Origin of the sequence: Bacillus sp. AF62, from assembly GCF_050312695.1 — a bacterium.
GTDB classification, from domain to species: Bacteria; Bacillota; Bacilli; order Bacillales; family Bacillaceae_G; genus Bacillus_A; species Bacillus_A cereus.
Map to the genome: position 1 here is coordinate 77,909 of NZ_JBNPJZ010000122.1, position 24,615 is coordinate 102,523.

The following is a 24,615-nucleotide window of genomic DNA, read 5'->3' on the forward strand; positions in this document are numbered from 1 at the left end:
TTCTAATAACTTAGATACAACTGCAATTAAAAATAATAAATTATGGGGGTGCTTATATGAATATAAATGTAGCATCTATTAAAGAAAAAAAGGTTATTAAATACAAAAGTTGTTTTGATGTGATTGGACCCATTATGATAGGTCCTTCAAGTTCACATACTGCAGGTGCATTGGCTATTGGAACAGTTGCTAATAAATTATTTCAAGGTCTTCCAAAAAAAGTTGTAGTAAAGTATTATGAATCATTCGCTGAAACCCATAAAGGTCACGGAACTGATTTTGCAATTATTGCTGGTATATTAGGCTTTGCTGCCGATGACAGTAAAGTGCCAGATGCTATTAAAATAGCAGAATCTAAAGGAATTGACATTACCTTTATTGAAAAATCGGGTGATAGTCCTGCCGGTCATCCAAATACGGCAGATGTATATGTAGAGGATGAAAGTTGCAGTATTAGAACGATGGGTATTTCGGTCGGTGGTGGATTGATTGAAGTCAAACATGTTGAAATTGATGGATTTAGCTTAGATCTGCCGGGGCCATTACCAGTTGTTATTGCGATTTCAGAAAGAGCTGACTTTGAATTTGTCTTACGCAGGATCTTTAAACAATATGATGTGGAAATTAACAACTTTCATAGTTTGGAAGATAAAACAAAATATTTATATGCATTCGCTTTAGATTCGCTATTGCCTGGTAATGCTCAGAAGGAATTAGGAAGTTTCAGTAATATAGCTAATCTTATTATTCTTTAATTACATTAAGGAGTGAAAAATATGTATATGGCCATAAAAGAAATTGTGGATGCAGCTAATAAAAGCCAAAAGCCAATTTATGAATTAGCAATCGAACAGGAAATCGAACAAACTAAAACTTCTTATGAAGAAGTTTGGAGTAAAATGGAACGAAATTTAACGACTATGCAAAATGCTATAAATAAAAGTATTGAGGGTGACGGTGTATTTTCTCCAACCGGTTTAACCGGAGGTGATGCTGTTAAAATTAAAAACTATCGAGAAAATAGGAAAGCTCTTTCTGGAGATTTGATGGTGTTAGCGATCCAAAGTGCTATCGGTGTTAATGAAGTAAATGCTGCATTAGGAGCTATTTGTGCAACTCCAACAGCAGGTGCGAGTGGGACAATTCCAGGGGTCTTATTTAGTATTAAAGATACGTTGCAGTTAAGTCATGAAGATATGATTCATTTTCTATTCACTTCAGCGTTATTTGGAACTATAGTCGCAAACAACGCTTGTATTTCAGGAGCGTACGGAGGATGTCAAGCTGAAGTAGGAAGTGCCTCAGCGATGGCGGCTGCAGCTGCGGTAGAAGCTGCGGGTGGAACGCCACAGCAATCTTCTGAAGCTTTTTCGACTGCATTACAAAATTTACTCGGTTTAGTTTGTGATCCGGTCGCTGGTTTGGTAGAAATTCCTTGTGTAAAGAGAAATGCCATTGGAGCGACAAATGCTTTAGCAGCAGCGGACATCGCATTAGCTGGCGTAAACAATATCATCAATGCTGACGAAGTTATTGAAGCGATGTATAGAGTTGGAAGACAGATGCCTCGCGAATTAAGAGAGACAGGTTTAGGTGGAATTGCGGCTACACCTACAGGGATTGCCATTAAAAATAAAATCTTTGGGGAGAAACAATCCAATTAATAAACAGCTATCGATTATATTGTGAAATATTTAACATTCTATACTCTATTGTTCGCTTAAGGATGCCTGTATGTTGGGGGAATTATCAATAAAATATACTACTATATAATTAAAATGTTTTGTAAGTGGTAACAAACCCTTCAGGTTGATGCTTCGCTAATTTTTTAATTTTGATTAATTTAGAAGAGGGATATTTGTTGTGGTGCACTATATAAGCAATTCATTTTTCAAGAACGGTCTATATTCCTATACCTTAAATAGAGAATTGAGAATAGGACACAAGGAGGAATTATTATATGAATGGGAATACTGCAAAAAACATAGAATTTCAAGCTGATAATACTGCAGTAAAAAATGAGAATTATCTAGACCCTAAAAAGTGGCATAAACAGGATACTACCTGGGCATTGAGCCTTTTTGGAACAGCAATTGGAGCAGGGGTACTTTTTTTACCGATTAATGCAGGTTCAGGTGGTTTATTATCATTGCTGTTAATTACCATACTTGCCTATCCTGTTATGTATTATTCACATAGGGCGCTTGCTAAAATGATTTACGCTTCGAACTCTGCTGATGAGGGGATTACAGGTACTATAAGAGAGTATTTTGGAAATAAGGCAAGTATCATTTTTAACATTGTATATTTTGTCTCCATTTATACGATCGTGCTGATGTACTCGGTCGCACTTACAAATACCGCTAGTAGTTTTATCGTGCATCAATTGCACATGCCGGAGCCTCCAAGGGCCATTTTATCGATTGTCTTAGTACTCGGTCTTATCGCTATACTAAATTTTGGTCAAGATATAACTGTAAAGATCATGAGCATGCTAGTGTATCCTTTTATAGCTTCTCTACTTTTTATCGCAATATCTTTGATTCCACAGTGGAATACGTCAATGCTTAGTTTTTCAAGTGTTTCTACTGCCTCAACAGGAACAGGATATTTAGGAACGATATGGATGATACTTCCAATCATCGTATTTTCGTTTAATCATTCGCCTATGATTTCGTCATTTGTTATGAAACAGAGAGCTACGTATGGAATAGAAGCTACTGATGCCAAATGTGCCCAAATACAAAAAGTTTGTTATATCATGACATTCGCTGTTGTTATGTTCTTTGTTTGGAGCAGTACTTTAAGTTTGACTCCAGATGATCTTAAGGTGGCAAAAGAACAGAACTTGTCAATCCTATCATACCTTGCTAATGAGCTTAATTCGCCAGTAATCACTATTGCAGCTCCTATGATTGCATTTGTGGCTATTACAAAGTCTTTCCTTGGCCATTATATAGGAGCGTATGAGGTAATGCGTGACATGATTATCAAGTCCGGTAAAAAACGTGGGAAAGATATAGGAGAAAAAACAGTTAAGACAATGATTCTTACTTTTGTTGTATTAACATGTTGGTATGTTGCTTATACAAATCCAAGTATTCTTGGAATCATTGATGCCCTTAGCGGTCCGCTAGTTGCTGCTATCTTATGTCTATTACCAATGTATGCAATTCGTAAAGTGCCTGTACTAGCTAAATATAGAGGTAAGATGAGCAATGTATTTGTCATTATAATAGGTATACTTACTGTACTAGCAAGTATTAAGTCACTATTCTAATCCACTATTGTTAGTATTGATGCAAAAATCGTGGGATATGAAAAAAGAAAGATTCTTGTCGGAACTGAATTTTATAGTGTTGAACCAAAGGGGTCACGGTTTTGGACAAACTTTTCATCTTGGAGAGTTTGTCTTTTTTTGATTATGTACATAAATTTTTTTCTAGCTATATGAAGTTCTTTGATAACTTGATATAGGAGGTGGTGGGGAGAAAATAGAGTGCGAAAACCGTACCACTCGGTTCCTGCGTAAAATATCAATCGTACCAAGAGAACGTCCAAGCGTTGGACATTTAGGAGGGTACACCCCGAAGTTACGCTCAAAGTGTTGAAAGGCTACCTTTGTCACTTTAAAAGTTGTCATCTTAATAATTAATTTCTCCAAAGGAGCATTCACACTTAAATAGAAAATAGTAAATAAAAACTTCATACGAACCACACATTAACTCCACTAACGGCACAAACTAAAGTTGTATAATTTATTTAATATATTTAACGATAAACATTCAAACATACTAATATTATGTAATACGGAAGTTACACTACAACAGAAGAAAACAAATAAGGGAGAGAAGATACTATGACGAGATTTGTAAATCACAACGTAGAGAACACAATTTTAGAAGAAGATGTAGAGCTTTTAAAAGTTATGGCACACCCAATGCGTTTAAAACTGATCAGTGAGCTTTCTAAACATAAAACACTAAATGTAACCCAAATGACCGAAATTTTAAACATTCCACAATCAACAGTATCCCAACATTTATCTAAAATGAGAGGGAAGGTTTTAAAGGGAAATCGTCAGGGGTTAGAAATTTACTACAGCATTAAAAATCCAAAAGCTGAAGAAATTATGGGGTTATTAGGACCAATTCAATAGTTTTTATATTTCTATTTATTACCAATGTTACATAATACAAGAAAGATAACCATGAAACAGATATCAAAAAGATAGAAAATGATTATTGTGCTATTTTCTTGCTGTTTAATAAATTGAAAGACACCTTAAATTAAGGTGTCTTTTTAATTACACATCAAACGAAGGATTAGATTAGCCAAACGCTATAAAATCTAGGGGAGTATTAATTAAATAATATATAGTTATCGAGTCAATAGAATATACTTCTTGAAAAATTCGATATTTATTATTTTTAAGAATTATACATTTTTTTATATTTTAAAAATAAATATCGTATATACTAGATTATTATTATACAATATATCAATTTAATTATATATAAGGATGGAGAGTTTTAATTGGAATTATTAAGAAACAGTAGGGTTGGTACAAAACTAAACATATTAATAGCTATATCAAGTATCGCTTGTATAGTATTATCCCTAATAGGTTTTTCGGGACTAGAAAAAGGAAAGAATGCTTCCTCTAATATGTATGAGGACAGCTTATTGCCTATTGAATGGATAGGAATTGTAGAATCTAACTTTTATCATGTTAATATGAATTTTATGGAAATAATGGTGTCCAAAGATGAAAAAAGAATGAACGATTTAATAAAAGAAATGGATGGAATTCGAAAGGAAAACGATCAGTTATTAAAGCAGTTTGAAACTAAAGTTATTTCTAATAAAGAAAAAGAACTATATAGCAAATTTCATGAAGCATTTAATGAATTAAGAACTCTGATGAAAAAAGCGCAAGAATTAGGGAAATCCAATAATGAGGAAGCATATGCCTATTATCTAAAAGAAATTGAACCTAATATGCAAAAAACAATTCAGTCAATTCGTGAACTAATTATATATAACAGCAACAATGCAAACCAGTTACAGAAAGTTAATAATAATAGTGCTCAAAATACAATGATAATGTTTGTGGTTATATCAATTTTAGCAATTGTCATAGTTATATTTATTGGATATATTATTAGATTTACTATACGAAAACCGCTTATTTTATTACAAAATGATATGGAAAAAGTAGCTGCAGGTGATTTAACAATACGTACGTCTTATAAAGCAAATAATGAGTTAGGAATTATTGTACAGTCTTTCAATAGTATGTTAGATAACCTACAACAATTAATTGCGAATGTTAAGGTGACAACACAAGAAGTGATTTCTTCTACGGAGGGGGTTTTACAAGACACAAAGCGAGCATCTAATATTTCAAATGAGATTGTTCAGACCATTTCTGAAGTAAAAGAAAAAATAGCAGGACAGGTAACTAGCATTCAAGAGAGTTCATCCTCAATGGAAGAAATAACAATTGGTGTGCAAACAGTAGCTGAATCTTCAGCAGTAGTTGCTGAAGTAGCAGTAACAACCACAGAACAAATACATACCGGTAGTGAAGTGATAAAGCACTCTATTCTTCAAATGAACAGTGTGCATGATGTTGTCGAGGAAACATCAAAAGTAATAGATAGACTTGTTACACGTACACAACAGATTGATACAGCCCTGGATGCAATCACTAATATTGCTGAGCAAACGAATCTTCTTGCTCTAAATGCTGCTATTGAAGCGGCACGTGCTGGAGAGAATGGGAAAGGATTTGCAGTGGTTGCAGCAGAAGTGAGAGATTTAGCTGAAAAGTCTAAAGAGTCCGCAAATGAAATTAACCATTTAATTAAATCTATTCAACAAGATACTCAAGATACAGTTCAAGTCATGCAAAAAGGAGAACAAAAGGCAGCAGAAGGAAAAGAAGCGGCCCACAAAGCGGATCAAACATTCTCATCTATTATGAGAGATATTGATAAAATTACAAGTCAAATTCAAGAAGTCTCTGCAGCAACAGAAGAGATGTCTGCCGGCACAGAAGAAGTAAATGCGTCTCTTTCACTAGTATCTGATACTGCAACACAAGTAGAAAAAGAAACAATTCAAACAGTACAATCAATTCAATCACAAGCAGTTTCAATCAAAGAAATTTCAATTCAATCCAACAGGATGAAAGAAAAGGTAGAAGCATTAACTGAATTGCTTTCAAGATTTATTATTACGGAACAAGAAAAAAATTAATAAATGTGGATACAGTAACAATAATACATTCTTATTTTTATCAAAGTGAAAATTTTTATAGAATAGATGGGATGGAAGGGAATTAAATGAATAACGAACTAAAGTATAATATTTACGAATTACAACAATTCATTCAAAAAACTTATTCTGATATTAAAACAGCATGTGATATTGCTATTTATCAAGAAAACAATTCTAAATATCTAATTTCATTAGGATTTTTAAATAAATCATATATAACTTATTTAGAAGCTAAAAGATTTTATCGTGAAAATGAAGAACTTGCAAGTGTAGAATTTGATAATTTCTTTGATGTGTATGATAAATTAGAACACGAATTAAAACGAGTTATTTCAAGAGAAGATAAAAATCCTTCATTACTACATAGTAGAATTAGTCAGTTTCAGCAGAAAGTTGAAAATATAAATGACCTAATAAAAGTAATACAAAATGCTCGTTAATGAATGTATTTTCTTTGGTATATAGAAAGTAAACATTAAAAACATTTTAGAAAGAATCCGTTTTGTAAATCCATTTTAAAAACGGTGTGCAAATTGGCTATAAATCCATTTACCGATACTTTTTATGAGAGAGCACTTACAGGGAGTGCTCTCTTTTTATGGGTTATGTTTGAAAGTAAAAAATACTTAAACTAATGGTAATTAATATAAATCCATATTATTAAGTTAAAGTGGTTATCAAATCTGAGGAAGACTCCTTAAGGTGCCTTAAATTAGTAAAGCGCAGTATCCCCCTTTTTCATTTATTCATTTAAATCTTAATATATTAATGATAAGATTGAAACTGTTATAATTAGTAAAGATTTCTAATAATTAGATTGAGAGGATACAATATTATGGGTTATAAGATTCGTAGAATTATCCAAGTTTCTCCGGGTGTGAAAATTAACTTTACATACACTGATTCGGGAGGAAGAACCGTTCCGCCTGAATCAAGAGTAACAACTTATGTACCTGGCACTGGAATCTCGTATACACCACGAATAGCAGAGTCAAATAACTATTATAAACAACGAGGATTTCAAAGACCAAACACTTCCTATCCCACTATGAATGAACAAGATTACAATACGATAAAAGTATTTGAGCCGGTAAGAGAAACCAATACTTACCTTGTTACTGCTTTTCGTAAGAAGGATAATCAAGTAAACTCCGTGGGTAGAAAACTAATGAAACCGCTTTCCATGATTACAGGCGTTTTTGCAGGACTATTCTTACTGATGATGCTTGTTATACCTGCTCTATTCCTGGCAGTCATATCTTTCCTATGCTATAAAAATATAAAAACACCATTTGCAGTTGTATGCCCAGAATGTGATGCTGAGAATCTATTCATTTTTGAAGAAGAGAAAATTACTTGTCGTAAATGTGAGAGCAATCTTATTATACAAAAATAAAAGACGTTCATTTGAGCGTCTTTTATTTTTGTTTGGACTTTTATTTTCAAAATCATAAAATTGGCATCAATTCTTTTGTGAATATAATTATCTCAATCTCGCTTAAAATGTCCATATTCTCAAATTCTTTGAGTTAATAGTTTTTAGCTATGCACATCTATAATGTAGTCTTAGAAATTTCAGAAAATCAAATTCATATATACTTTTTGTGCACGCTGACGATGTGCATAATTCCCTAAAATTTGTTATTCTAGTTGCATAATATATAATTTATATTCTTAATATATTATTATAATGATGTTTTTGTGAATGGAAGGGGATATATTATGTTAACTGAGTTACAAAAGAAGTTTTTCTCAAAATTGAGAATTCAACCAAAAGAAAATGTGGAATTTGAAGATTTGCATACAATTCTTTTACAGATGGGGCACTTATTACCGTATGAAAACATAGATGTCATGGAAGGAAACATGCAAGATTTTTCTAGAAATAATATTGAAGAAAAACTGCTTTTAAAGAATCGTGGTGGATTATGCTATGAAATTAATTCTTTATTATATTATTTTTTATGTGATTGTGGATTTAATGTGTATCGAGTAGCTGGAACTCTATATGATCCGAAAATAAGAAAATGGAATCCTGATGATGGCCATGTACTCATCGTTTTACAGCACAAAAATGAAAACTATATAATAGATGCTGGTTTTGCATCGTATCTTCCTTTACAACCTGTTCCTATTCATGGTGAAAGTGTAACTTCTGTGACGGGAGAATATCGTGTTCGTAAAAAAAACACAGAGAAAGGGACTCACGTATTTGAAATGAAGAAAGGAAAAAATGGAGAAACTTCTCATTTTCTGGATTCTGATCTTACTGATACCTGGTCTATTGGTTATGCTTTTTATTTAAATGCAATTAATGAAAAAAAAGTGAATGCTATACAAAATATGGTTATAGAGCATCCGGAATCGCCAGTAAATAAGGGGAATATTATTTGTAAATTGATTGATCATGGTCATATTGCACTTACTAAACAAAGCTTTACAGAAACCCAACATGGAAATAAATCTAAAAAAGAAATAACAGAGAAACAATATTATCAAATACTTAAAGATAAGTTTAATATTTTTTAGACAAATTTTATTTCTCTCCATCTCTATTCATTAATGGAGAGAAAAGGTTCTTATAAAAAGAACTTAATATCTGATCAGTTGTTAAATCATCATTTTAAATATATAATTGAATTTCAAAAATATGTGATTTAAATCACATATTTTTTTTGAAATCATTTATTATTTGAGGTGTATAGAATGGGAAAATCTCGCGAACAAACAATTGAAAATATTCTAGAAGCGGCTAAGAAAAAATTTGGAGAACGTGGCTATGATGGTACAAGTATCCATGAAATTGCAAAAGAAGCAAAAGTGAATGTTGCTATGGCTTCGTATTACTTTAACGGAAAAGAGAACCTTTACTTAGAGGTATTTAAAAAATATGGTTTTGGAAAAAAACTACCCAATTTTCTTGAAGAAACGCAAAATAATCCTAAAACTGCTCTAAGACAATATTTAACTTTCTTTATTACACATATAAAACAACATCCTGAAATTGGAACTCTTGCATATGAGGAAATTATCAACGAAAGTTCACAATTAGAAAAAATCAAACCATATATTATTGGGAATTTTGAACAATTAAAAGAAATCTTATTGGAAGGGAAAGAACAAGGGATTTTTTATTTCTTTTCGACAAACCATGCAATTTATTGGATTACCTCCATTGTCTTATTTCCCAAATTCAAAAAGTTTATTGATTCGATGAATCAAAAAGATTCCAATGATATGCAAACAGAGTGGATAACAGATGATCTTGTAAACAGAATTATTTCTTCATTAATACATAATCCTACATTATAAAATATCCCTTATTTAAAACTGAATCTACAACTGATTCAATTTCCCGATTCATGAAATTACTAAAAAATATTTGCAGTTATACCCATCGGTATTTCACATCCTTAAATAATTGTAAGTGTCATTATTTAGAATGTATCGGTATAAAAGTACATAATTCTTTTTTTAGATGATAAAAAATTTAAAACTGCTAATACCCTATGTATGTGTTGAATAGGATTAGTTACGTTATAATTTGTAAGTTTATAAATTACATAGGTAGAATTTTTAAGCATTTTACATTTCTAAATAAAGTTAAAAATCAACACTCACCCACACCTACAGAGGTATTGGTAAGTGTTGATTTTTTAATTTTTTTGAGTAAGTGACTAAGACTTCTATGTCATAGGTTGACTCTTAATGTAGTATTTATATTGTAAAATTGTGTATACAAACATGTGGTATTATCTCGCTATATAGATATTTAATTAGGTATATTTATATTTGATGAATTATAACTATTATCTTCAAATATCTAGCGAGACCTTACTAGAGATATTAGTTTCGTATAACGAATATGTAAATCCCAAACAAAAAAATTTAATTAATTCATATGAAAGGATGGGAAAAAGAAAGTAATTCAATAATGTTACTTTCTGAATTATATTATTTATAAATGCATTTAATATAATATGAAATATTACATATTTAAATAATTGATGTATGCGAAATGTTATATTATGTGATGGAATATATAATTGGAGGAAACATCATGAACAAGAATTTAAAATTTACTCAAATGATGATTGGGATTAGTACGGTGGCATTATCATTTGGAAGTATTCAAACACAGGTATCAGCAGAAGAAAAAGTACCCTATAATATCTTACAGATGAAACCCATTGGGACAGAAAATTCAAAAGATGAAATGGTACATGCTACAAAAACTGAAGAAATATTGACTTTTGAAGAGCGTTTAAAGGTAGGTGATTTTTCGCAACGACCTACTCTGGCTATGAAACGTGATGAAAGTCAATTAAAGCAAAGCTACACTCTGGCAGAACTAAATAAAATGCCTGATAGAGAACTCATTGATACACTCTCAAAAATTTCTTGGAATCAAATTACTGATTTATTTCAATTTAATCAAGATACGAAAGCATTTTATCAGAATAAAGAACGCATGAACGTTATCATTAATGAATTAGGACAACGAGGAAAATCGTTTACTAAAGAGGACTCAAAGGGCATTGAAACATTTGTTGAAGTACTACGTTCTGCTTTTTATGTGGGATATTATAATAATGAATTAAGTTACTTAAAAGAGAGAAGCTTCCATGACAAATGTTTACCAGCATTAAAAGCGATTGCAAAAAATCTAAACTTTGCATTAGGTACAGCCGAGCAAGATAGAGTAGTTGCTGCGTATGGAAAATTAATTGGTAATGCTTCTAGTGATACTGAAACAGTACAGTATGCGGTAAATATTTTAAAACAGTATAATGATAACCTTTCTACGTATGTAAGTGATTATGCGAAAGGACAAGCTGTATATGAAATTGTAAAAGGAATTGATTATGATATACAGTCTTATTTGCAGGATACGAATAAGAAACCTTATGAAACAATGTGGTATGGAAAGATGGATAACTTTATAAATGAGGTTAATAGAATTGCTCTCGTGGGGAATATAACAAATGAAAATAGTTGGCTAATTAATAATGGCATTTATTATGCAGGTCGTTTAGGGAAATTTCATAGTAATCCATACAAAGGATTGGAAGTTATTACACAAGCGATGAGCTTGTATCCTCATCTAAGTGGGCCTTATTTTGTAGCAGTAGAACAAATTAAAACAAACTATGGTGGAAAAGATTATAGTGGAAATACAGTAGATTTACAGAAAATACGTGAAGAAGGGAAACAACAATACTTACCTAAAACATATACATTTGATGACGGATCTATTGTCTTTAAGACGGGCGATAAAGTAACAGAAGAAAAAATTAAGAGATTATATTGGGCAGCCAAAGAAGTAAAAGCACAATATTACCGGGTAATTGGGAATGATAAAGCATTAGAACCGGGGAATGCAGACGATGTATTGACGATAGTAATTTATAATGATCCCGATGAATATCAATTAAATAGACAATTATACGGATACGAAACAAACAACGGTGGAATTTACATTGAAGAGAAGGGAACCTTCTTTACATATGAGCGTACGCCAAAGCAGAGTATCTATAGTTTAGAAGAGTTATTCCGTCATGAATTCACTCATTATTTACAAGGAAGGTATGAGGTTCCTGGTTTATTTGGAAGTGGAGAAATGTATCAAAATGAACGATTAACTTGGTTCCAAGAAGGGAATGCAGAATTTTTTGCAGGATCTACACGTACAAATAATGTTGTTCCGCGTAAAAGTATGATAAGTGGCTTGTCACCTGATCCTGCAAGCCGTTATACAGCAAAGCAAACCTTGTTCGCAAAATATGGATCATGGGACTTTTATAAGTATTCCTTTGCACTACAGTCATATTTGTATAATCATCAATTTGAAACATTTGATAAGCTTCAAGATTTAATCCGTGCAAACGATGTGAAAAATTATGACTCGTATCGTGAAGCATTAAGCAACAATACACAATTGAATGCAGAATATCAAACGTATATGCAACAGTTGATTGATAATCAAGATAAATATAATGTACCGCAAGTAACAAATGATTATTTAATTCAACACGCACCAAAGCCGTTAGCGGAAGTGAAAAACGAAATTGTGGATGTAGCAAATATAAAAGATGAAAAAATTACCAAACACGAGTCGCAATTCTTTAATACATTTACCGTGGAAGGCAAGTACACAGGGGGTACATCAAAAGGTGAGTCTGAAGATTGGAAAACGATGAGTAAAAAAGTAAACCAAACTTTAGAGCAGTTATCCCAAAAAGGGTGGAGCGGCTATAAAACAGTTACAGCCTTTTTTGTAAACTATCGTGTGAATGCAGCTAATCAGTTTGAATATGATATTGTTTTCCATGGTGTTGCGACAGAGGAAAAAGAAAAAACGACTACTATAGTAAATATGAATGGACCATACAGCGGGATAGTAAATGAAGAAATTCAATTCCATAGCGATGGTACAACAAGTGAAAATGGAAAAGTTATTTCTTATCTATGGAACTTTGGGGATGGTTCAACAAGTACAAAAGCGAATCCTACCCACGTATATGGAGAAAAAGGAACATATACTGTGGAACTAACTGTGAAAGATAGTAGAGGAAAAGAAAGTAAAGAACATACAAAAGTTACTGTAAAACAAGATCCGCAAACAGGTGAATCTTATGAAGAGGAGAAGGTACTCCCGTTTAATACGCTTGTAAAAGGAAATCTGGTTACTCCTGATCAAACAGATGTTTATACGTTTAATGTTACAGATCCAAAAGAAGTAGATATTTCTGTGGTAAATGAACAAAATATTGGGATGACATGGGTACTTTATCATGAATCAGACATGCAAAATTACGTAGCTTGTGGTGAAGATGAAGGAAATACTATAAAGGGAAAATTCGTAGCGAAACCAGGGAAATATTATCTGAATGTGTATAAATTTGATGATAAAAATGGTGAATATTCACTATTAGTAAAATAAATTTATTTCCAATATGTATATAATCATTGTTTTTTTATTCATGCGGTCTTGGAATTTATGAAACTAAGCTTCCAAGCAGTGCCCCAATATGGGAACATACAGGTGACATTCCAGGATTCATTACTTTTACTGAAGGTACACTTGGCGGTAAACATACGTTGGCTGTCAGTTTAAACAGTATGTGTAGTGCTAACAGTCCAAATCCTTTTAAAAATATTTTCATTGCTGAATCTAGCAGGTAGACAAAGAAAAGAGCGTGTTTTGAAAAAAATAACCAAAACACGCTCTTAATATTTTCAGTTGATTATTTTTTATAAAAAGTTTAATCATTTCTACTTATATTGCTCAACTATTTGACCCATTTCTTTAAGTTTAAAAGTCATTGTGGAAAATTTAAGTGCTTATAGGGAATACTCAGCTAACTGTTCACCCCAAGATGATAATTCGGTTTCAATAAATCCTGCTTTTCTATATGCAAATTTTGCAGTAAGGTTTTCAGGATTATATCCAATCATGATTAACGGAATATTGGTGTAATTATTTCGTCTTATCTCATCAATAATTAGGTATATAGCTTGTTTGCCTATACCTTTCCCTTGAAATTCTTCATCAATCATAAGTCTGTAAATCCAATAATTATTATCATCAGAATCTATCCCAAACATAGTAAATCCTATCATTTTTTCATCAAGATAAATACCTTTTGCATAGAAGTTATCTAGAAATTGAACTTCTGCGATAGAATAAAGGTTGGATGCAATAAATGTTTGTTGTTCTTCTTTAACAGACAGTCTAATTGCTTCTTCCCAATTACTTTTGTCAATAGGATTTAAATAAATTTTCTTCAACCTGATACTCTCCTTCTAATATTGAAGAGGAACCACGTTGTTTATGGGCTAGTGAAACGTTATCCTCTTGTTTTTTTGCCCAATCAAATAGAAGTATTTTCTCATCGACAACACCCCTTTAAAGGTATATTTAAAAACACGTTATTATATTCAATATAATTATAATTTTTCCTCTATATTTTATTGAGGATTTGATTATTCATACTAATTTCACTGTTAACTTAATAAGTGTTATTCAAGTGAACCACCCGCCACTTAGTAGCTATTACGAGCTTACTTGATTAGTCGTTACTTTTGATAGCTAACAGTCATACAAATCATAAAGTAAGAATTGATGACTTTCCTGTTCGAGGAGATGGAAAAGAGGTATGGGATACGATTGACTTTGAAAATTGGTTAGGGGGAAGTAGAAATAATGGAACATCTTTGACTCGTTTTTAAATCACCAGTTGGAACAGATGAGAACGCCCTAGATTAACATTATTGGAATGTGTGAAGAATTTTGAAAGCGATGTGTAGTATTCTCGATAACTTTAGAGTTGAAAAAATATGAATGTAGTATTCGGGCTAGATATCAGTATTAATATCCGAGATAGAGAATTAATATGAAGAAATAAATAAGAGCTACCAACAAGAAGTGCAAGTACTGCAGGAATGGATAAAAGAAAAAGTGGTTTTATAACAGAAAAGAGCCAAAGTCAGGAGGATTAAATTTGGATAAATTTAAATCGCATCAAGGTTTTACACGAACATTTAAAGAAAATAAATTGACGCTTGGCATTTCGTTCCCTTTTGAGATTTCTCAGGAAAATCTCGGGACAATGGATTTAACAGAACAAACAGTACTGGCAAAACAAGCAGAAGATTTAGGGTTTGCTTCGTTGTTTGTAAGAGATTCACCACTTTATGATTCGAATTTCGGAGATAATGGAGTTTTGTATGATCCTTTCCTATTACTAGCATACTTAAGTGCACATACGAAAAAAATAGCGCTTGGTACTGCTAGTGTAGTCACTACATTACGACATCCTCTGCACTTAGCGAAATCAGCTGCATCTTTCGATGACATGTCTAAGCAACGCTTCTTATTTGGTGTTGCAACTGGAGACCGCCCTATCGAATTTCCTGCATTTAAAGTAGAACGAGATGAACGTGATGAATTGTTTAGGGAGTCCATTTTGGTTATGAGAAAAGTGTGGCAAGAATCATTTCCCAAAATACAGTCAAAGCGAGTTGGACTAATAGACGGGGATGTGATTCCTAAGCCGCTTTTAAATGATATTCCCATTTTGAGTACAGGATATTCAGGTCAAACAGTGGAGTGGTTAGCAGAAAATACAGACGGCTGGATTTTCTATGCCCAAGAGGCCAATCGACAGCTGGAGCTTATTAAGCTTTGGCGTAAACTAACAGTCAGTTTCAAGCCGTTCTTCCAGCCTTTAGTTATCAATTTATTAGAAAATCAAATGGCTTCACCATATCCAATTCCAATCAAAGTCGGTTTTACATCAGGTCATAAGTTTTTAATTGATTACCTGTATGCGTTACAAAGTATGGGGGTAAATCATGTCATTCTTGTTTTAAAAAATGTAAACCGTCCGATTACTGAAGTAATTCAAGAATTGGGTGAATATGTAGTACCGCATTTTCCTGCACTAACTAAATAAGTAGGGAATGACCTTATATCTAAAACTAATAAAGAGAATGGAGAGGAATAAATGATTAATATATTAGGGCGTATTAATGAGTTGGCGAAAAAACAGCGACAAGCAGGTTTGACAAACGCTGAACGCGTAGAGCAACAAGTATTGCGTGAAGATTATTTACGCGAAATTCGCGGACAAGTTATTAATACTTTTTCAGGGATGAAGATACTTGACCCTCTCGGAAATGATGTTACACCCGAAAAATTGCGTAAAGAAAAGAAAATGGATTTGTAGAAGCAAAACTATATCTGGAGGATGGGATTTATATGAAATTAAGTATTTTGGACCAAGCTCCTATTACGATAGGGAATAAGGCTGCAGATGCTTTGAAAAAGGCGGAGGAGCTAGCGGTTTTAGGCGATGAATTAGGTTATCATCGTATGTGGTTGGCAGAACATCATGCAGGTCCTGATACGAATGTTTTTGCAAGCTCAGCTCCTGAAGTTTCAACAGCTTATCTGACTGCTAAGACGAGAAACATTCGGATTGGAACCGGAGGAGTGATGATTATGCATTATTCTCCGTTAAAACTGGCAGAGGTGTTTAAAACCTTAAGTGCATTTTCCCCAGGGCGCATTGATTTTGGTGTGGGGCGAGCTCCTGGTGGGGATCAATACGCTACTTATGCATTATCAGAGGGACGTCAACCGATGGTAAATAAAATGTATGAAAAATTTGATACTGCATTGCAGTTGATCAACGACGAAGTACCTGAAGATCATTTGTATCATAGAACTATCGCAACACCGTCCCAAATCGTTTTACCAGAAGCTTGGCTTTTGGGTTCAAGTGGTAACAGTGCCATCCAAGCTGGGCGCAGGGGTGTTGGTTATTCTTTTGCACAATTTTTTAATGGTGAGATGACGAAAGAAATTTTAGATGAATACAAAAAGAATTTTCAACCGTCAGCTTTTATGGAAAAACCACAAATTAAGGTTTCCTATATGGTGACAACAGCGGAAACAAAAGACGAAGCTGAGTTTGAAGCAAAGCCACAAGATATTTTTCGCTTACTGTTTATGAGAGGCAAAATTGGGCAAGTTATGACGCCTGAGGAAGCCCATGATTATCCATTGACAGAAATGGATCGAATGATTATGAAGGAAAACCGTAAAATCCATTTAGTCGGAGAGGCAAAAGAAGTTGCCGCAAGATTGCAAGAAGAACAAACTTATTATGGTTTTGACGAAGCGATGATTTGTAGCAGTCCTCATTCACAAGAAAAGCGTCTTAATGTTTATAAATTATTGGCACAGGAATTGATTTAAATAAAGGAAGGAAGAAGAAAATGAAAGACTATTTAGTAAAAGCACTAGCTTATAATGAACAAGTACGTGCTTATGCAGTCAATACAACCGGAACAATTGGAGAAGCGCAACGTCGCCACAATACGTGGCCAACTGCATCAGCTGCACTAGGGCGATCAATGACTGCTAGTGTGATGTTGTGAGCAATGCTTAAAGGTGAAGAAAAAATAACAGTGAAAATCAATGGTGGCGGACCTATTGGCACAATTCTCGTTGATACAAACGCCAAAGGAGAAGTTAGAGGCTATGTATCCAATCCTCAAACTCATTTTGACCTTAATGACCAAGGAAAGTTAGATGTGAAAAGAGCTGTAGGAACAGATGGATTGATGACAATATCAAAAGATATAGGATTACAACATCCTTTTATGGGGCAAATCCCCATTGTATCTGGTGAAATAGGTGAAGATTTTACATCTTATCTTTTTAATTCCGAACAAACATCTTCTGCTGTAGGAGTAGGTGTGCTAGTGAACCCTGATAACACAATTCAAACAGCCGGTGGTTTCATCATACAACTTATGCCAGGCGCAGAGAATGAAGTAATTAGCGAAATAGAAGAAAGACTCAAAGTAATAGCACCAATCTCTTCTATGATTGCTAAAGGTATGGCGCCGGAACAAATACTTGAGCAAATACTTGGTGAAGGAAATGTAAAAGTTCTAGAAAAAATGACGGTTCAATTCCAGTGTCAATGCTCTGAAGAGAGAGTTGCCAATACCATAATCAGTTTAGGAAGTGAAGAGATTCAAGACATGATTTATACAGACGGACAGGCAGAAGCGAATTGCCATTTCTGCAATGAAATATACCATTTCACTAAAGAAGACTTAGAGGAATTGAGACAAGCAGCAGTTTAATAAAACTGTACGATATCAGTTAAATAAGAAATCCTGTTTAAACTTAAAAAGCTCGATTAATAAGAAATAAACACTGCGAAGCAAATAAAAGTGAAGTAGCCTTTAGTACAACAAGCATTTCCAAACGCCCTCAAACTACGTTTGAACTGCACCCCATTTGCTAGACACATCTAACAAGGAGGTGCAGTTCAAAGTTGAGTGCACAATAAAAAGCCAAGAAATACTGTGAAATCAACGTTTCTTGGCTTTTCCTTTGAATATTGATGATGATACAGATTATTATGCAAAGATAATAAAAATAGCTATATAAAGACTTTTCAAGATTTTACATAATACGTTACAGGTGTGATATATATGAATAAAAGCCTATATAACCGTATTTTTAATCGTTCCTATACTTCAACTACAGGGGCTTAAGTTATAATATGATCTTCAACAATCAGGCGCGATTGTGAAAGAAACAAATGATTACTTGTTTTGGTATTATAGTGGGAAATTTAAATAAATAGAAAATGCCTAATTGCATATCTAAATAGCAAGATACCACCACATATCTCATTAACTAAAAAAAATAAGCTGACCTTTCAAAGAAATTACCTGTAAAAAAAGAAAAATTTTATTTAGGGGGTACTTTTATGCTAGAAAAAAAGGCTTATAAAGTTGGTAGCTCAAAAATTAAATTAGGATACTCCGTAAGTATATGCTAGACTTGGTTTACCATTTGATTTACTGTTTTCATGTCCTTTATGAGTGGGGGATTCTTTGTTTCACGGAAAAAAAGCAGACTCTCATAAAAGAGCCTGCCTTCCCTGGTTTGTAAAATTAAGAAGCTTTACGTACGTTTGAAGCTTGAGGTCCACGTTGACCTTGCTCCAAATCAAAAGTCACTGCTTGACCTTCTTCTAAAGTTTTGTAACCTTCGCCTTGAATCGCTGAGAAATGAACGAATACATCGTCTCCACCTTCACGTTCGATGAATCCGAAGCCTTTTTCGCCATTAAACCATTTTACATTACCTTTTTCCATTTGTATTGCCTCCTAGTGTGTAAACACACACATTGTAATACTATCCTTGCTCTCAGTGATTATAAAGGTGAAAAGTTACAAATCCTTTACACCGAACAAAAATAATTCATTTTAATAATAACATTTTTTGTAATAAATGTAAAGGTGAAGAAAAGACAGTTACTATGTTTATGCAAATGTTAGAGCTAAAGAAAAACACGTTTCATAAAATAATGACGGAATATGAGGAAATAAAGTAGGATCTCTCTTATTAGAAATCCTACTTTTTCTTTGGTTGTAAGAATCTTGATGTTTTTGTATCAGAATAGTATTGTGTATATCGAGAAAAATAAAAGACAACTCCAATTAAGAGTTGTCTTTTTGTGTAATAAAATCCCCAAAATATGAAAATATACAAACGAATATAATACGCTATGGTTGATATTATAACAAAACCGAAGAGTATTGAAAATAAAAAGAATGTTGTAATGATTTTTTAAGGTTTTAGTTAAAAAAGCCTCGAAAATAAACCTTTTATAAAGGTTTCCTTTAAATATGATTATTGTATTTCGAGTGGTTCCTTATAAATCTTAGCTATATATTTTACAAAATCAATGACGGGATAGTGTATGAGTGAACGGTGCTGCGTAAAACGAATCCCTGCTTTTTCTATTTTTGAGATGAGTTGTTCAACTTCCAACTCATTTTGTTGTATCCTATTATAATTTTGATATACAATGTTTTTCCATCGATAGGAAGAGCCGTGAAAATAACTCTCTCCTTTTACCCTGTGACTAAATATAATTTCTATTTTTTCTCTACGTTGTTTTTCCTTCATATGCGCTTCCGTTGACTGCATGTTTATCGCCTCTTCCTTTTTTTGTTGTATAACAAAATTTGGTCTAACTCACCATACATAGCCAATGTACATTGTTCTAGTTGGGATTTGTCGTTTAAGGCTATCTCATCCACTGTATTTGGTTATCAAGTGCTTAATCTAATCTAGTAGTTGTTAGTGTGTATAAAACACTATCTATCTTTATTATAAAACGATTCTTTATAAGTATGCACCTTTTCACACTCACGAAGATTTATAACATGACGAGTATCTTCATCCATGAATGTTATTCTGTATTTACTGAGGTTAGTTTCTTTATTTAGGCTAACTAACATATTGTATGCCTCAGTATCGATTTTATAAAAAGAAAATAGATGTAACGGTCCTCCTTTTGATAAAAAAATCATATAAAAATATAGCGCTCTTAAAGAATTTTGTTACAAATTTATTATGTTTGAATTTAAAAAGGAACGTAATATTTATTTGTAGAAAATTTTAAGAGTAAAAATAGAATGACAATTTATATGATAAGAAAAGGGGGCACTTATAGATGCTAACAAATGATTTAGATTTCCGATTAGAACCACGTTTAAAAGAACTGTATGAACAACATAAAATAAGAGCTCAGAAGATAGACTGGGGTTATCATGAGTTTTTACCATGGGATAAGGGAATGGACTTTAAAAGAGTTCCTTGGGATGAAAGTCAAGTTACTCTTCCTTCTGGTGTAATTACAGCCATTGAAACAGCTTTATTAACAGAAGTGAATTTACCATGGTTTACAACGTATTTATCTGCGACTTTTAAAGGATCCCTTTCTGTTATTACGGACTTTATTCACACATGGACTTCAGAAGAGGATCAACATTCGAATTTATTGGAGACATATTTACTACTCACTCGAAGTGTGAACCCTAAACGTATACATGAATTAAGAAAGTCAGTCGTTGAGGGTGGGTTTGAGCCTGATTTTCATACACCAATCGAAGCCATGACGTATACGACGCTACAAGAACTTGCAACGATGGTGTTTTACAATAATGTTGCTAAGGTTGCAAGTAAGCATGATCCAGATCTTGCTACATTATTACGCCGTCTTGCAAAAGATGAAACACTTCATTATGCTTTTTATCGAGATGTTATTCGAACACATTTAGAATTGGAACCAAATTATTGCTACCATATTGCCAATGTGATTAGGAATTTTAAAATGCCAGGTGCCGTCATGCCTGATTTTGAAAATAGAATGGCTGTCATTGCAAAAGAAGCAAACTATGGACCACTACAATATTTTGATCAAGTACTTGATGTAGTGGTTGAGTATTGGGGATTAAAAGACTTACGACCAATTGCCCCTCTTGCTGAAAAAGCAAGAATTGAGATTTTGGAGTACCATATAAGATTGAAAAAAATAAGGGATCGATTTGGCCGTTTTCAAGGAAAAACTGATCTAAGTTAATGGGTAGAGATTTCAGAATATACGCGCGGGAATTCCCTTTTCTTTTATTGGAAATCTGGAACGCTCTCTATTATTTTGCGGCTGTTTTACTTGATTTAACTTCTGAAGAAAAAAATGATTGACATCAAAAATAAACTTGTGATATTATTAAATATTTGATAAAAAACAACATATGTGTTAAGCTTGAGAAGGTTACCACATATGGAGGTGGATTATATGTTTCAAATTGGCGATAACATTGTTTATCCAATGCACGGAGCAGGTATAATTGAAGCCATAGAAGAAAAAGAATTCTCAGGGAAAAAACAACAGTATTATGTCATAAAAATGTCGATCAGTAAGATGCAAGTCATGATTCCTAAGGGTAAAATATTAAATTCGAATATACGCCCAGTTACTGATATACTTGCATTAAAGCACATTATACACATTTTTCAGCATGAAGAATCATGTAAATTACTGCCGTGGAAGCAAAGGCATAAAGTGAACACGGACAAAATAAAAACGGGTGAAATACAAGAAGGTGCTGAAGTTGTACGCGATTTAATGCGTATGAAGAAAGAAAAAGCACTGAATACAAGCGAAAAAAAATTGTTGGATGATGCATATAAGTTTTTGATCAGTGAACTAGAATTAATTAAAGGGATCACTGAAAATCAAATAAAAAGTTTCTGTTAAGGTTCATTATAGACAATGTATTATATCCGCCGAAAACATCCTGAATTTTTTCGGAAATGTGATGAGTATTAAAAGCAAATCATTTCAAAGACATTAAATTTCTTCAACTCACTTTTAGAGTAGGAACCTCTTTTGTTATTACTTCAATCTAATCCATTTTTATTTTTAAATTTCTTTTACGAACTTTCGAAGTTTCATCAAATAACTCGATTAAATAGTCACTTGATTTTTGCAATCCTGATTCACACTGGCACGGACAAGGAGCCGTAAGGATGGAAGAGAGGTAGGGCTTTCATTGTTTTAGGTAATATACTATCTAAGTCATTATTTCTAGAAGAAAAAACAATCAATCTCACCGCCATCTTTAAGAGTTCCTTACATCTACTGAGACAGTGAATAGTAATTGTTTATCTTCTTTACGTAAAATTGATAAACGAACTGGTAACACCATATGGTAAACTACAAAAAATGGTTTCCAGACCAAGAAACCATTTTTTATTTTATTTACATAACAATAGTAAATTAAGCAGTAAGAAGGAGTCCACACATGAAAAAAATGTTAACAAAAGAATTAAGTAATGAATTAAAGAAGCGAGAAGGGATTATTTCTATTACAGTTGAGCCTTATGAAAAAATCGAAGTTGGTGGAATTCGCGTAGCTGGACCAGCTATTATTCTAATTAATCAAGAATAGGTAAAAATAGTTGCATGCAAGGAGAAAAGGATCAGCCTTTAAGAAAAGGGGGATCCTTTTTGCTTGCTGCAGCTAATATGGGATATACATAACTTTTATCTGATGTGTTGGGGTTAAAAGGAAGGAGAGGGTCGGGATTATCATGGTAGAAAGCTTAATATTGATAGGGTTTCTTTTTATGTTATATAAATTAGTTGATAAAAAAACAAACTAATTTATATAACGATATATTGTTTCCTTTTTAAGGGCGAGATTTATTTGATAGTGGAATGGATAATTTAAAGGAGGAATTTAGATGGATGCAAGGAAAGAACGCATAAAATACGAAAAGATGTCAAAGAATTATGACCGTATTTATTCAGTTTCGTTTATCCTATTAATAATACTTGTTTGTAGTAGTGTGATTATCATAGGAGCTAAAGGGGAGAAATATGGAGTGTTTTTATTGTTAGCAATTTTACTTAATGCACGTATTACGAAAGAATCTCAAAAAAAGTATGAGCACTATTCTAATAAAGAGCGTATTTAAAATCATACATATCCTAAAAGGAACAAACTAGATGTACATTCAAAATATCCCTTTATCATCTCTTGTTAACTGGTAAAAGTAACTTTATATAAATCATTTTTTTAGCAATGTAGAAATAGAAACCGTACCCTATTAAAATGTTATTTCCGTTCCTATAATGAATTATCCTTCTAGCATATTTATAAGATTTATATCATATATTAGGAGAAAGAATGCAAATTAGAAAGGAGTCTTATAGAATGAGTTATTCGAAAGGAAATGACTTGAGTGAACACCATATGGTAAGTACACCTAATCCCTACGTATATCAGACATTACAATCAGTAATTGGTAAACATGTGGTTATTGAAACTGTAAGAGGTAATGTAAGAGGAAAGTTAAAAGATGTGAAACCAGATCATTTGCTCATTGAAGATACGGCACCATATATTGTACGCATTCAACAAATTGTATGGATTATGCCAAAACAATAATAAAATTACATGTAATTTTATTTATAACAGATTAGCGTCATAGAGCATCAAATAAAAACACAGGGTTTTATCTCTGTGTTTCTTCAAATTTTCGTTTTTGGATATATGCTTGAGCATGGATAATTTCTTTCTGAAGTTCTTTTAATTCTTCCGTAGATCCAGATTCAATCCTCATGTACGTAGTAACTAGACTAATCATCATATCCATCTTCTCTACTATATTTTGAATGACCTGTTCAGATTGCTCTTTTTTAGGATGTTGTATTGCTATTAAAGCATTTTCTATATAATTGTTCTTTCTTTGCTGGATATCATAAATAAACTGTTTTGTGTTTGAGTTCATTTGCTATTCCTCCATTTTGGATATACTTCTATTCTATCATATTCGAATGGAAAATATTAGATTACCCTAAATATACACCTGTCTCGCACATCTCCTCAAATATACAAACTAGCCCTTTAATGTAAAGGAAGCTAAGAAAAATTTTTATAAAGAAAAAGCCGATTTCCTCTATATATTAAGGGTATCGGCTTTTGTTCATATTCTTTTACTTAATCAATTTCTGACATAAAACTTATAATAATAACATTACTTTTACTAGCTAGAAAAGGGTTGATACTGTACATTTTAAAATATCAATTAAGCACTAATATTTTGGTTATGCACTGTTTCACCTTTATGGGAAACATAACTGTGTGCTATCATTCCTAGCATTATTACAAACATGCCATACCAAGATAAAATAGAGGGGAAGTTACTGTATTTTTAAAGAATGGCGTTCCAGTACGTGGGCAGATCCTTGCAACAGATAAATTTACCGTCCTAATGATGGTTCATGGTAAGCAACAACTAGTCTACAAGCAAGTAATTTCCACAATTCTTAAGTAATTCTTTTTCTTTTTTTCGAGAGAAGAGGAAAAAACAAAAAAATAGAAGATTGAAATCAACCTTCTTTAAAAAAGGAACAGATGACAGATTACTACTCCAAC

The 24,615-nt window shown here is 32.7% G+C and carries 22 protein-coding genes and 5 pseudogenes; 22 read left to right on the top strand and 5 right to left on the bottom strand.

Going from position 1 to position 24,615, the window contains the following annotated elements:
• Nucleotides 1–56: 56 nt before the first annotated feature.
• The 11 genes and pseudogenes from sdaAB to ACQRBL_RS29070 form a co-directional block, all read left to right on the top strand.
• Complete coding sequence (gene sdaAB, locus ACQRBL_RS29020; RefSeq protein ID WP_023521973.1) at nucleotides 57–755, top strand: L-serine ammonia-lyase, iron-sulfur-dependent subunit beta; 699 nt, start codon at nucleotides 57–59, stop codon at nucleotides 753–755.
• 21 nt (nucleotides 756–776) lie between these two features.
• Nucleotides 777–1,664 (top strand): L-serine ammonia-lyase, iron-sulfur-dependent, subunit alpha, encoded by an 888-nt coding sequence (gene sdaAA / locus ACQRBL_RS29025; protein ID WP_000281773.1) that lies wholly within the window; start codon nucleotides 777–779, stop codon nucleotides 1,662–1,664.
• A 296-nt stretch (nucleotides 1,665–1,960) separates the two neighbouring features.
• Nucleotides 1,961–3,280 (top strand): aromatic amino acid transport family protein, encoded by a 1,320-nt coding sequence (locus ACQRBL_RS29030; protein ID WP_001014211.1) that lies wholly within the window; start codon nucleotides 1,961–1,963, stop codon nucleotides 3,278–3,280.
• Between the two features lie 579 nt (nucleotides 3,281–3,859).
• On the top strand, nucleotides 3,860–4,159 hold the full coding sequence (locus tag ACQRBL_RS29035) for an ArsR/SmtB family transcription factor (protein ID WP_000196664.1): 300 nt from the start codon (nucleotides 3,860–3,862) through the stop codon (nucleotides 4,157–4,159).
• A gap of 377 nt (nucleotides 4,160–4,536) precedes the next feature.
• Nucleotides 4,537–6,264 carry a methyl-accepting chemotaxis protein gene (locus ACQRBL_RS29040; RefSeq protein ID WP_043924660.1) on the top strand — a complete coding sequence of 576 codons (1,728 nt, stop codon included), beginning with the start codon at nucleotides 4,537–4,539 and terminating at the stop codon, nucleotides 6,262–6,264.
• 86 nt (nucleotides 6,265–6,350) lie between these two features.
• Nucleotides 6,351–6,725 (top strand): hypothetical protein, encoded by a 375-nt coding sequence (locus ACQRBL_RS29045; RefSeq protein WP_023521975.1) that lies wholly within the window; start codon nucleotides 6,351–6,353, stop codon nucleotides 6,723–6,725.
• A 395-nt stretch (nucleotides 6,726–7,120) separates the two neighbouring features.
• Complete coding sequence (locus ACQRBL_RS29050) at nucleotides 7,121–7,681, top strand: hypothetical protein (protein WP_098377329.1); 561 nt, start codon at nucleotides 7,121–7,123, stop codon at nucleotides 7,679–7,681.
• Between the two features lie 326 nt (nucleotides 7,682–8,007).
• A complete protein-coding gene (locus ACQRBL_RS29055; RefSeq protein ID WP_098377328.1) occupies nucleotides 8,008–8,814 on the top strand; it encodes an arylamine N-acetyltransferase family protein in 807 nt (268 codons plus the stop codon).
• A 177-nt stretch (nucleotides 8,815–8,991) separates the two neighbouring features.
• Nucleotides 8,992–9,597 carry a TetR/AcrR family transcriptional regulator gene (locus ACQRBL_RS29060; protein ID WP_023521978.1) on the top strand — a complete coding sequence of 202 codons (606 nt, stop codon included), beginning with the start codon at nucleotides 8,992–8,994 and terminating at the stop codon, nucleotides 9,595–9,597.
• A gap of 748 nt (nucleotides 9,598–10,345) precedes the next feature.
• Entirely contained in the window at nucleotides 10,346–13,228 is a 2,883-nt protein-coding gene (gene colA, locus ACQRBL_RS29065; RefSeq protein WP_411996072.1) for a collagenase ColA, read from the top strand.
• 44 nt (nucleotides 13,229–13,272) lie between these two features.
• Nucleotides 13,273–13,470 (top strand): annotated as a pseudogene (locus ACQRBL_RS29070) (peptide hydrolase); the annotation flags it as partial.
• A 159-nt stretch (nucleotides 13,471–13,629) separates the two neighbouring features.
• On the opposite strand, the gene ACQRBL_RS29075 reads toward ACQRBL_RS29070, so the two are convergent.
• Nucleotides 13,630–14,076: a GNAT family N-acetyltransferase gene (locus ACQRBL_RS29075; protein ID WP_411996073.1), complete on the bottom strand. Its 447-nt coding sequence runs from the start codon at nucleotides 14,074–14,076 to the stop codon at nucleotides 13,630–13,632.
• 713 nt (nucleotides 14,077–14,789) lie between these two features.
• Between ACQRBL_RS29075 and ACQRBL_RS29080 the strand changes: the two genes are divergently transcribed.
• From ACQRBL_RS29080 to hslO, 4 genes and pseudogenes are all read left to right on the top strand, one after another.
• Entirely contained in the window at nucleotides 14,790–15,743 is a 954-nt protein-coding gene (locus ACQRBL_RS29080) for an LLM class oxidoreductase (RefSeq protein ID WP_411996074.1), read from the top strand.
• Between the two features lie 51 nt (nucleotides 15,744–15,794).
• A complete protein-coding gene (locus ACQRBL_RS29085; protein WP_098377324.1) occupies nucleotides 15,795–16,016 on the top strand; it encodes a DUF896 domain-containing protein in 222 nt (73 codons plus the stop codon).
• A gap of 32 nt (nucleotides 16,017–16,048) precedes the next feature.
• Entirely contained in the window at nucleotides 16,049–17,050 is a 1,002-nt protein-coding gene (locus ACQRBL_RS29090) for an LLM class flavin-dependent oxidoreductase (RefSeq protein WP_098377323.1), read from the top strand.
• Nucleotides 17,051–17,070: 20 nt separating this feature from the next.
• Nucleotides 17,071–17,949: pseudogene (hslO, locus tag ACQRBL_RS29095) on the top strand (Hsp33 family molecular chaperone HslO).
• Between the two features lie 822 nt (nucleotides 17,950–18,771).
• Here hslO and ACQRBL_RS29100 read toward each other — a convergent pair.
• Nucleotides 18,772–18,975 (bottom strand): cold-shock protein, encoded by a 204-nt coding sequence (locus ACQRBL_RS29100; RefSeq protein WP_000410775.1) that lies wholly within the window; start codon nucleotides 18,973–18,975, stop codon nucleotides 18,772–18,774.
• 131 nt (nucleotides 18,976–19,106) lie between these two features.
• Here ACQRBL_RS29100 and ACQRBL_RS29105 point away from each other — a divergent pair.
• A pseudogene (locus tag ACQRBL_RS29105) lies at nucleotides 19,107–19,214 on the top strand (integrase); the annotation flags it as partial.
• 299 nt (nucleotides 19,215–19,513) lie between these two features.
• Here the strand turns inward: ACQRBL_RS29105 and ACQRBL_RS29110 are convergent.
• Nucleotides 19,514–19,813, bottom strand: coding sequence for a hypothetical protein (locus tag ACQRBL_RS29110; RefSeq protein ID WP_023521984.1), 300 nt, complete (start codon nucleotides 19,811–19,813; stop codon nucleotides 19,514–19,516).
• A gap of 529 nt (nucleotides 19,814–20,342) precedes the next feature.
• Here ACQRBL_RS29110 and ACQRBL_RS29115 point away from each other — a divergent pair.
• The 5 genes from ACQRBL_RS29115 (at nucleotide 20,343) to ACQRBL_RS29135 (ending at nucleotide 23,625) form a co-directional block, all read left to right on the top strand.
• Nucleotides 20,343–21,251 (top strand): acyl-ACP desaturase, encoded by a 909-nt coding sequence (locus ACQRBL_RS29115; protein ID WP_327979084.1) that lies wholly within the window; start codon nucleotides 20,343–20,345, stop codon nucleotides 21,249–21,251.
• A 216-nt stretch (nucleotides 21,252–21,467) separates the two neighbouring features.
• On the top strand, nucleotides 21,468–21,929 hold the full coding sequence (locus ACQRBL_RS29120) for a CarD family transcriptional regulator (protein WP_000486310.1): 462 nt from the start codon (nucleotides 21,468–21,470) through the stop codon (nucleotides 21,927–21,929).
• A gap of 547 nt (nucleotides 21,930–22,476) precedes the next feature.
• Complete coding sequence (locus tag ACQRBL_RS29125; RefSeq protein WP_411996075.1) at nucleotides 22,477–22,623, top strand: BC1881 family protein; 147 nt, start codon at nucleotides 22,477–22,479, stop codon at nucleotides 22,621–22,623.
• Between the two features lie 295 nt (nucleotides 22,624–22,918).
• The gene (locus ACQRBL_RS29130) at nucleotides 22,919–23,152 is read left to right on the top strand and encodes a hypothetical protein (RefSeq protein ID WP_023521989.1); all 234 of its coding nucleotides are present in this window, start codon (nucleotides 22,919–22,921) and stop codon (nucleotides 23,150–23,152) included.
• A 239-nt stretch (nucleotides 23,153–23,391) separates the two neighbouring features.
• Nucleotides 23,392–23,625, top strand: coding sequence for a YuzF family protein (locus tag ACQRBL_RS29135; protein ID WP_023521990.1), 234 nt, complete (start codon nucleotides 23,392–23,394; stop codon nucleotides 23,623–23,625).
• Between the two features lie 67 nt (nucleotides 23,626–23,692).
• On the opposite strand, the gene ACQRBL_RS29140 is transcribed toward ACQRBL_RS29135, so the two are convergent.
• Nucleotides 23,693–23,968, bottom strand: coding sequence for a hypothetical protein (locus ACQRBL_RS29140; RefSeq protein WP_001087712.1), 276 nt, complete (start codon nucleotides 23,966–23,968; stop codon nucleotides 23,693–23,695).
• Nucleotides 23,969–24,265: 297 nt separating this feature from the next.
• Nucleotides 24,266–24,388 (bottom strand): annotated as a pseudogene (locus ACQRBL_RS29145) (multidrug resistance efflux transporter family protein); the annotation flags it as partial.
• Here ACQRBL_RS29145 and ACQRBL_RS29150 point away from each other — a divergent pair.
• Nucleotides 24,371–24,514: pseudogene (locus ACQRBL_RS29150) on the top strand (RNA chaperone Hfq); the annotation flags it as partial. The pseudogenes ACQRBL_RS29145 and ACQRBL_RS29150 overlap by 18 nt on opposite strands.
• Nucleotides 24,515–24,615 lie beyond the last annotated feature (101 nt).

Coding starts and splice junctions, on each gene's coding strand:
- ACQRBL_RS29130 (WP_023521989.1), top strand. CDS start 22,919: ATGGATGCAAGGAAAGAACGCATAAAATACGAAAAGATGTCAAAGAAT.
- ACQRBL_RS29115 (WP_327979084.1), top strand. CDS start 20,343: ATGCTAACAAATGATTTAGATTTCCGATTAGAACCACGTTTAAAAGAA.
- sdaAA (WP_000281773.1), top strand. CDS start 777: ATGTATATGGCCATAAAAGAAATTGTGGATGCAGCTAATAAAAGCCAA.
- colA (WP_411996072.1), top strand. CDS start 10,346: ATGAACAAGAATTTAAAATTTACTCAAATGATGATTGGGATTAGTACG.
- ACQRBL_RS29030 (WP_001014211.1), top strand. CDS start 1,961: ATGAATGGGAATACTGCAAAAAACATAGAATTTCAAGCTGATAATACT.
- ACQRBL_RS29110 (WP_023521984.1), bottom strand. CDS start 19,813: ATGCAGTCAACGGAAGCGCATATGAAGGAAAAACAACGTAGAGAAAAA.
- ACQRBL_RS29090 (WP_098377323.1), top strand. CDS start 16,049: ATGAAATTAAGTATTTTGGACCAAGCTCCTATTACGATAGGGAATAAG.
- ACQRBL_RS29125 (WP_411996075.1), top strand. CDS start 22,477: ATGAAAAAAATGTTAACAAAAGAATTAAGTAATGAATTAAAGAAGCGA.
- ACQRBL_RS29035 (WP_000196664.1), top strand. CDS start 3,860: ATGACGAGATTTGTAAATCACAACGTAGAGAACACAATTTTAGAAGAA.
- ACQRBL_RS29060 (WP_023521978.1), top strand. CDS start 8,992: ATGGGAAAATCTCGCGAACAAACAATTGAAAATATTCTAGAAGCGGCT.
- ACQRBL_RS29120 (WP_000486310.1), top strand. CDS start 21,468: ATGTTTCAAATTGGCGATAACATTGTTTATCCAATGCACGGAGCAGGT.
- ACQRBL_RS29045 (WP_023521975.1), top strand. CDS start 6,351: ATGAATAACGAACTAAAGTATAATATTTACGAATTACAACAATTCATT.
- sdaAB (WP_023521973.1), top strand. CDS start 57: ATGAATATAAATGTAGCATCTATTAAAGAAAAAAAGGTTATTAAATAC.
- ACQRBL_RS29085 (WP_098377324.1), top strand. CDS start 15,795: ATGATTAATATATTAGGGCGTATTAATGAGTTGGCGAAAAAACAGCGA.
- ACQRBL_RS29140 (WP_001087712.1), bottom strand. CDS start 23,968: ATGAACTCAAACACAAAACAGTTTATTTATGATATCCAGCAAAGAAAG.
- ACQRBL_RS29050 (WP_098377329.1), top strand. CDS start 7,121: ATGGGTTATAAGATTCGTAGAATTATCCAAGTTTCTCCGGGTGTGAAA.
- ACQRBL_RS29100 (WP_000410775.1), bottom strand. CDS start 18,975: ATGGAAAAAGGTAATGTAAAATGGTTTAATGGCGAAAAAGGCTTCGGA.
- ACQRBL_RS29055 (WP_098377328.1), top strand. CDS start 8,008: ATGTTAACTGAGTTACAAAAGAAGTTTTTCTCAAAATTGAGAATTCAA.
- ACQRBL_RS29135 (WP_023521990.1), top strand. CDS start 23,392: ATGAGTTATTCGAAAGGAAATGACTTGAGTGAACACCATATGGTAAGT.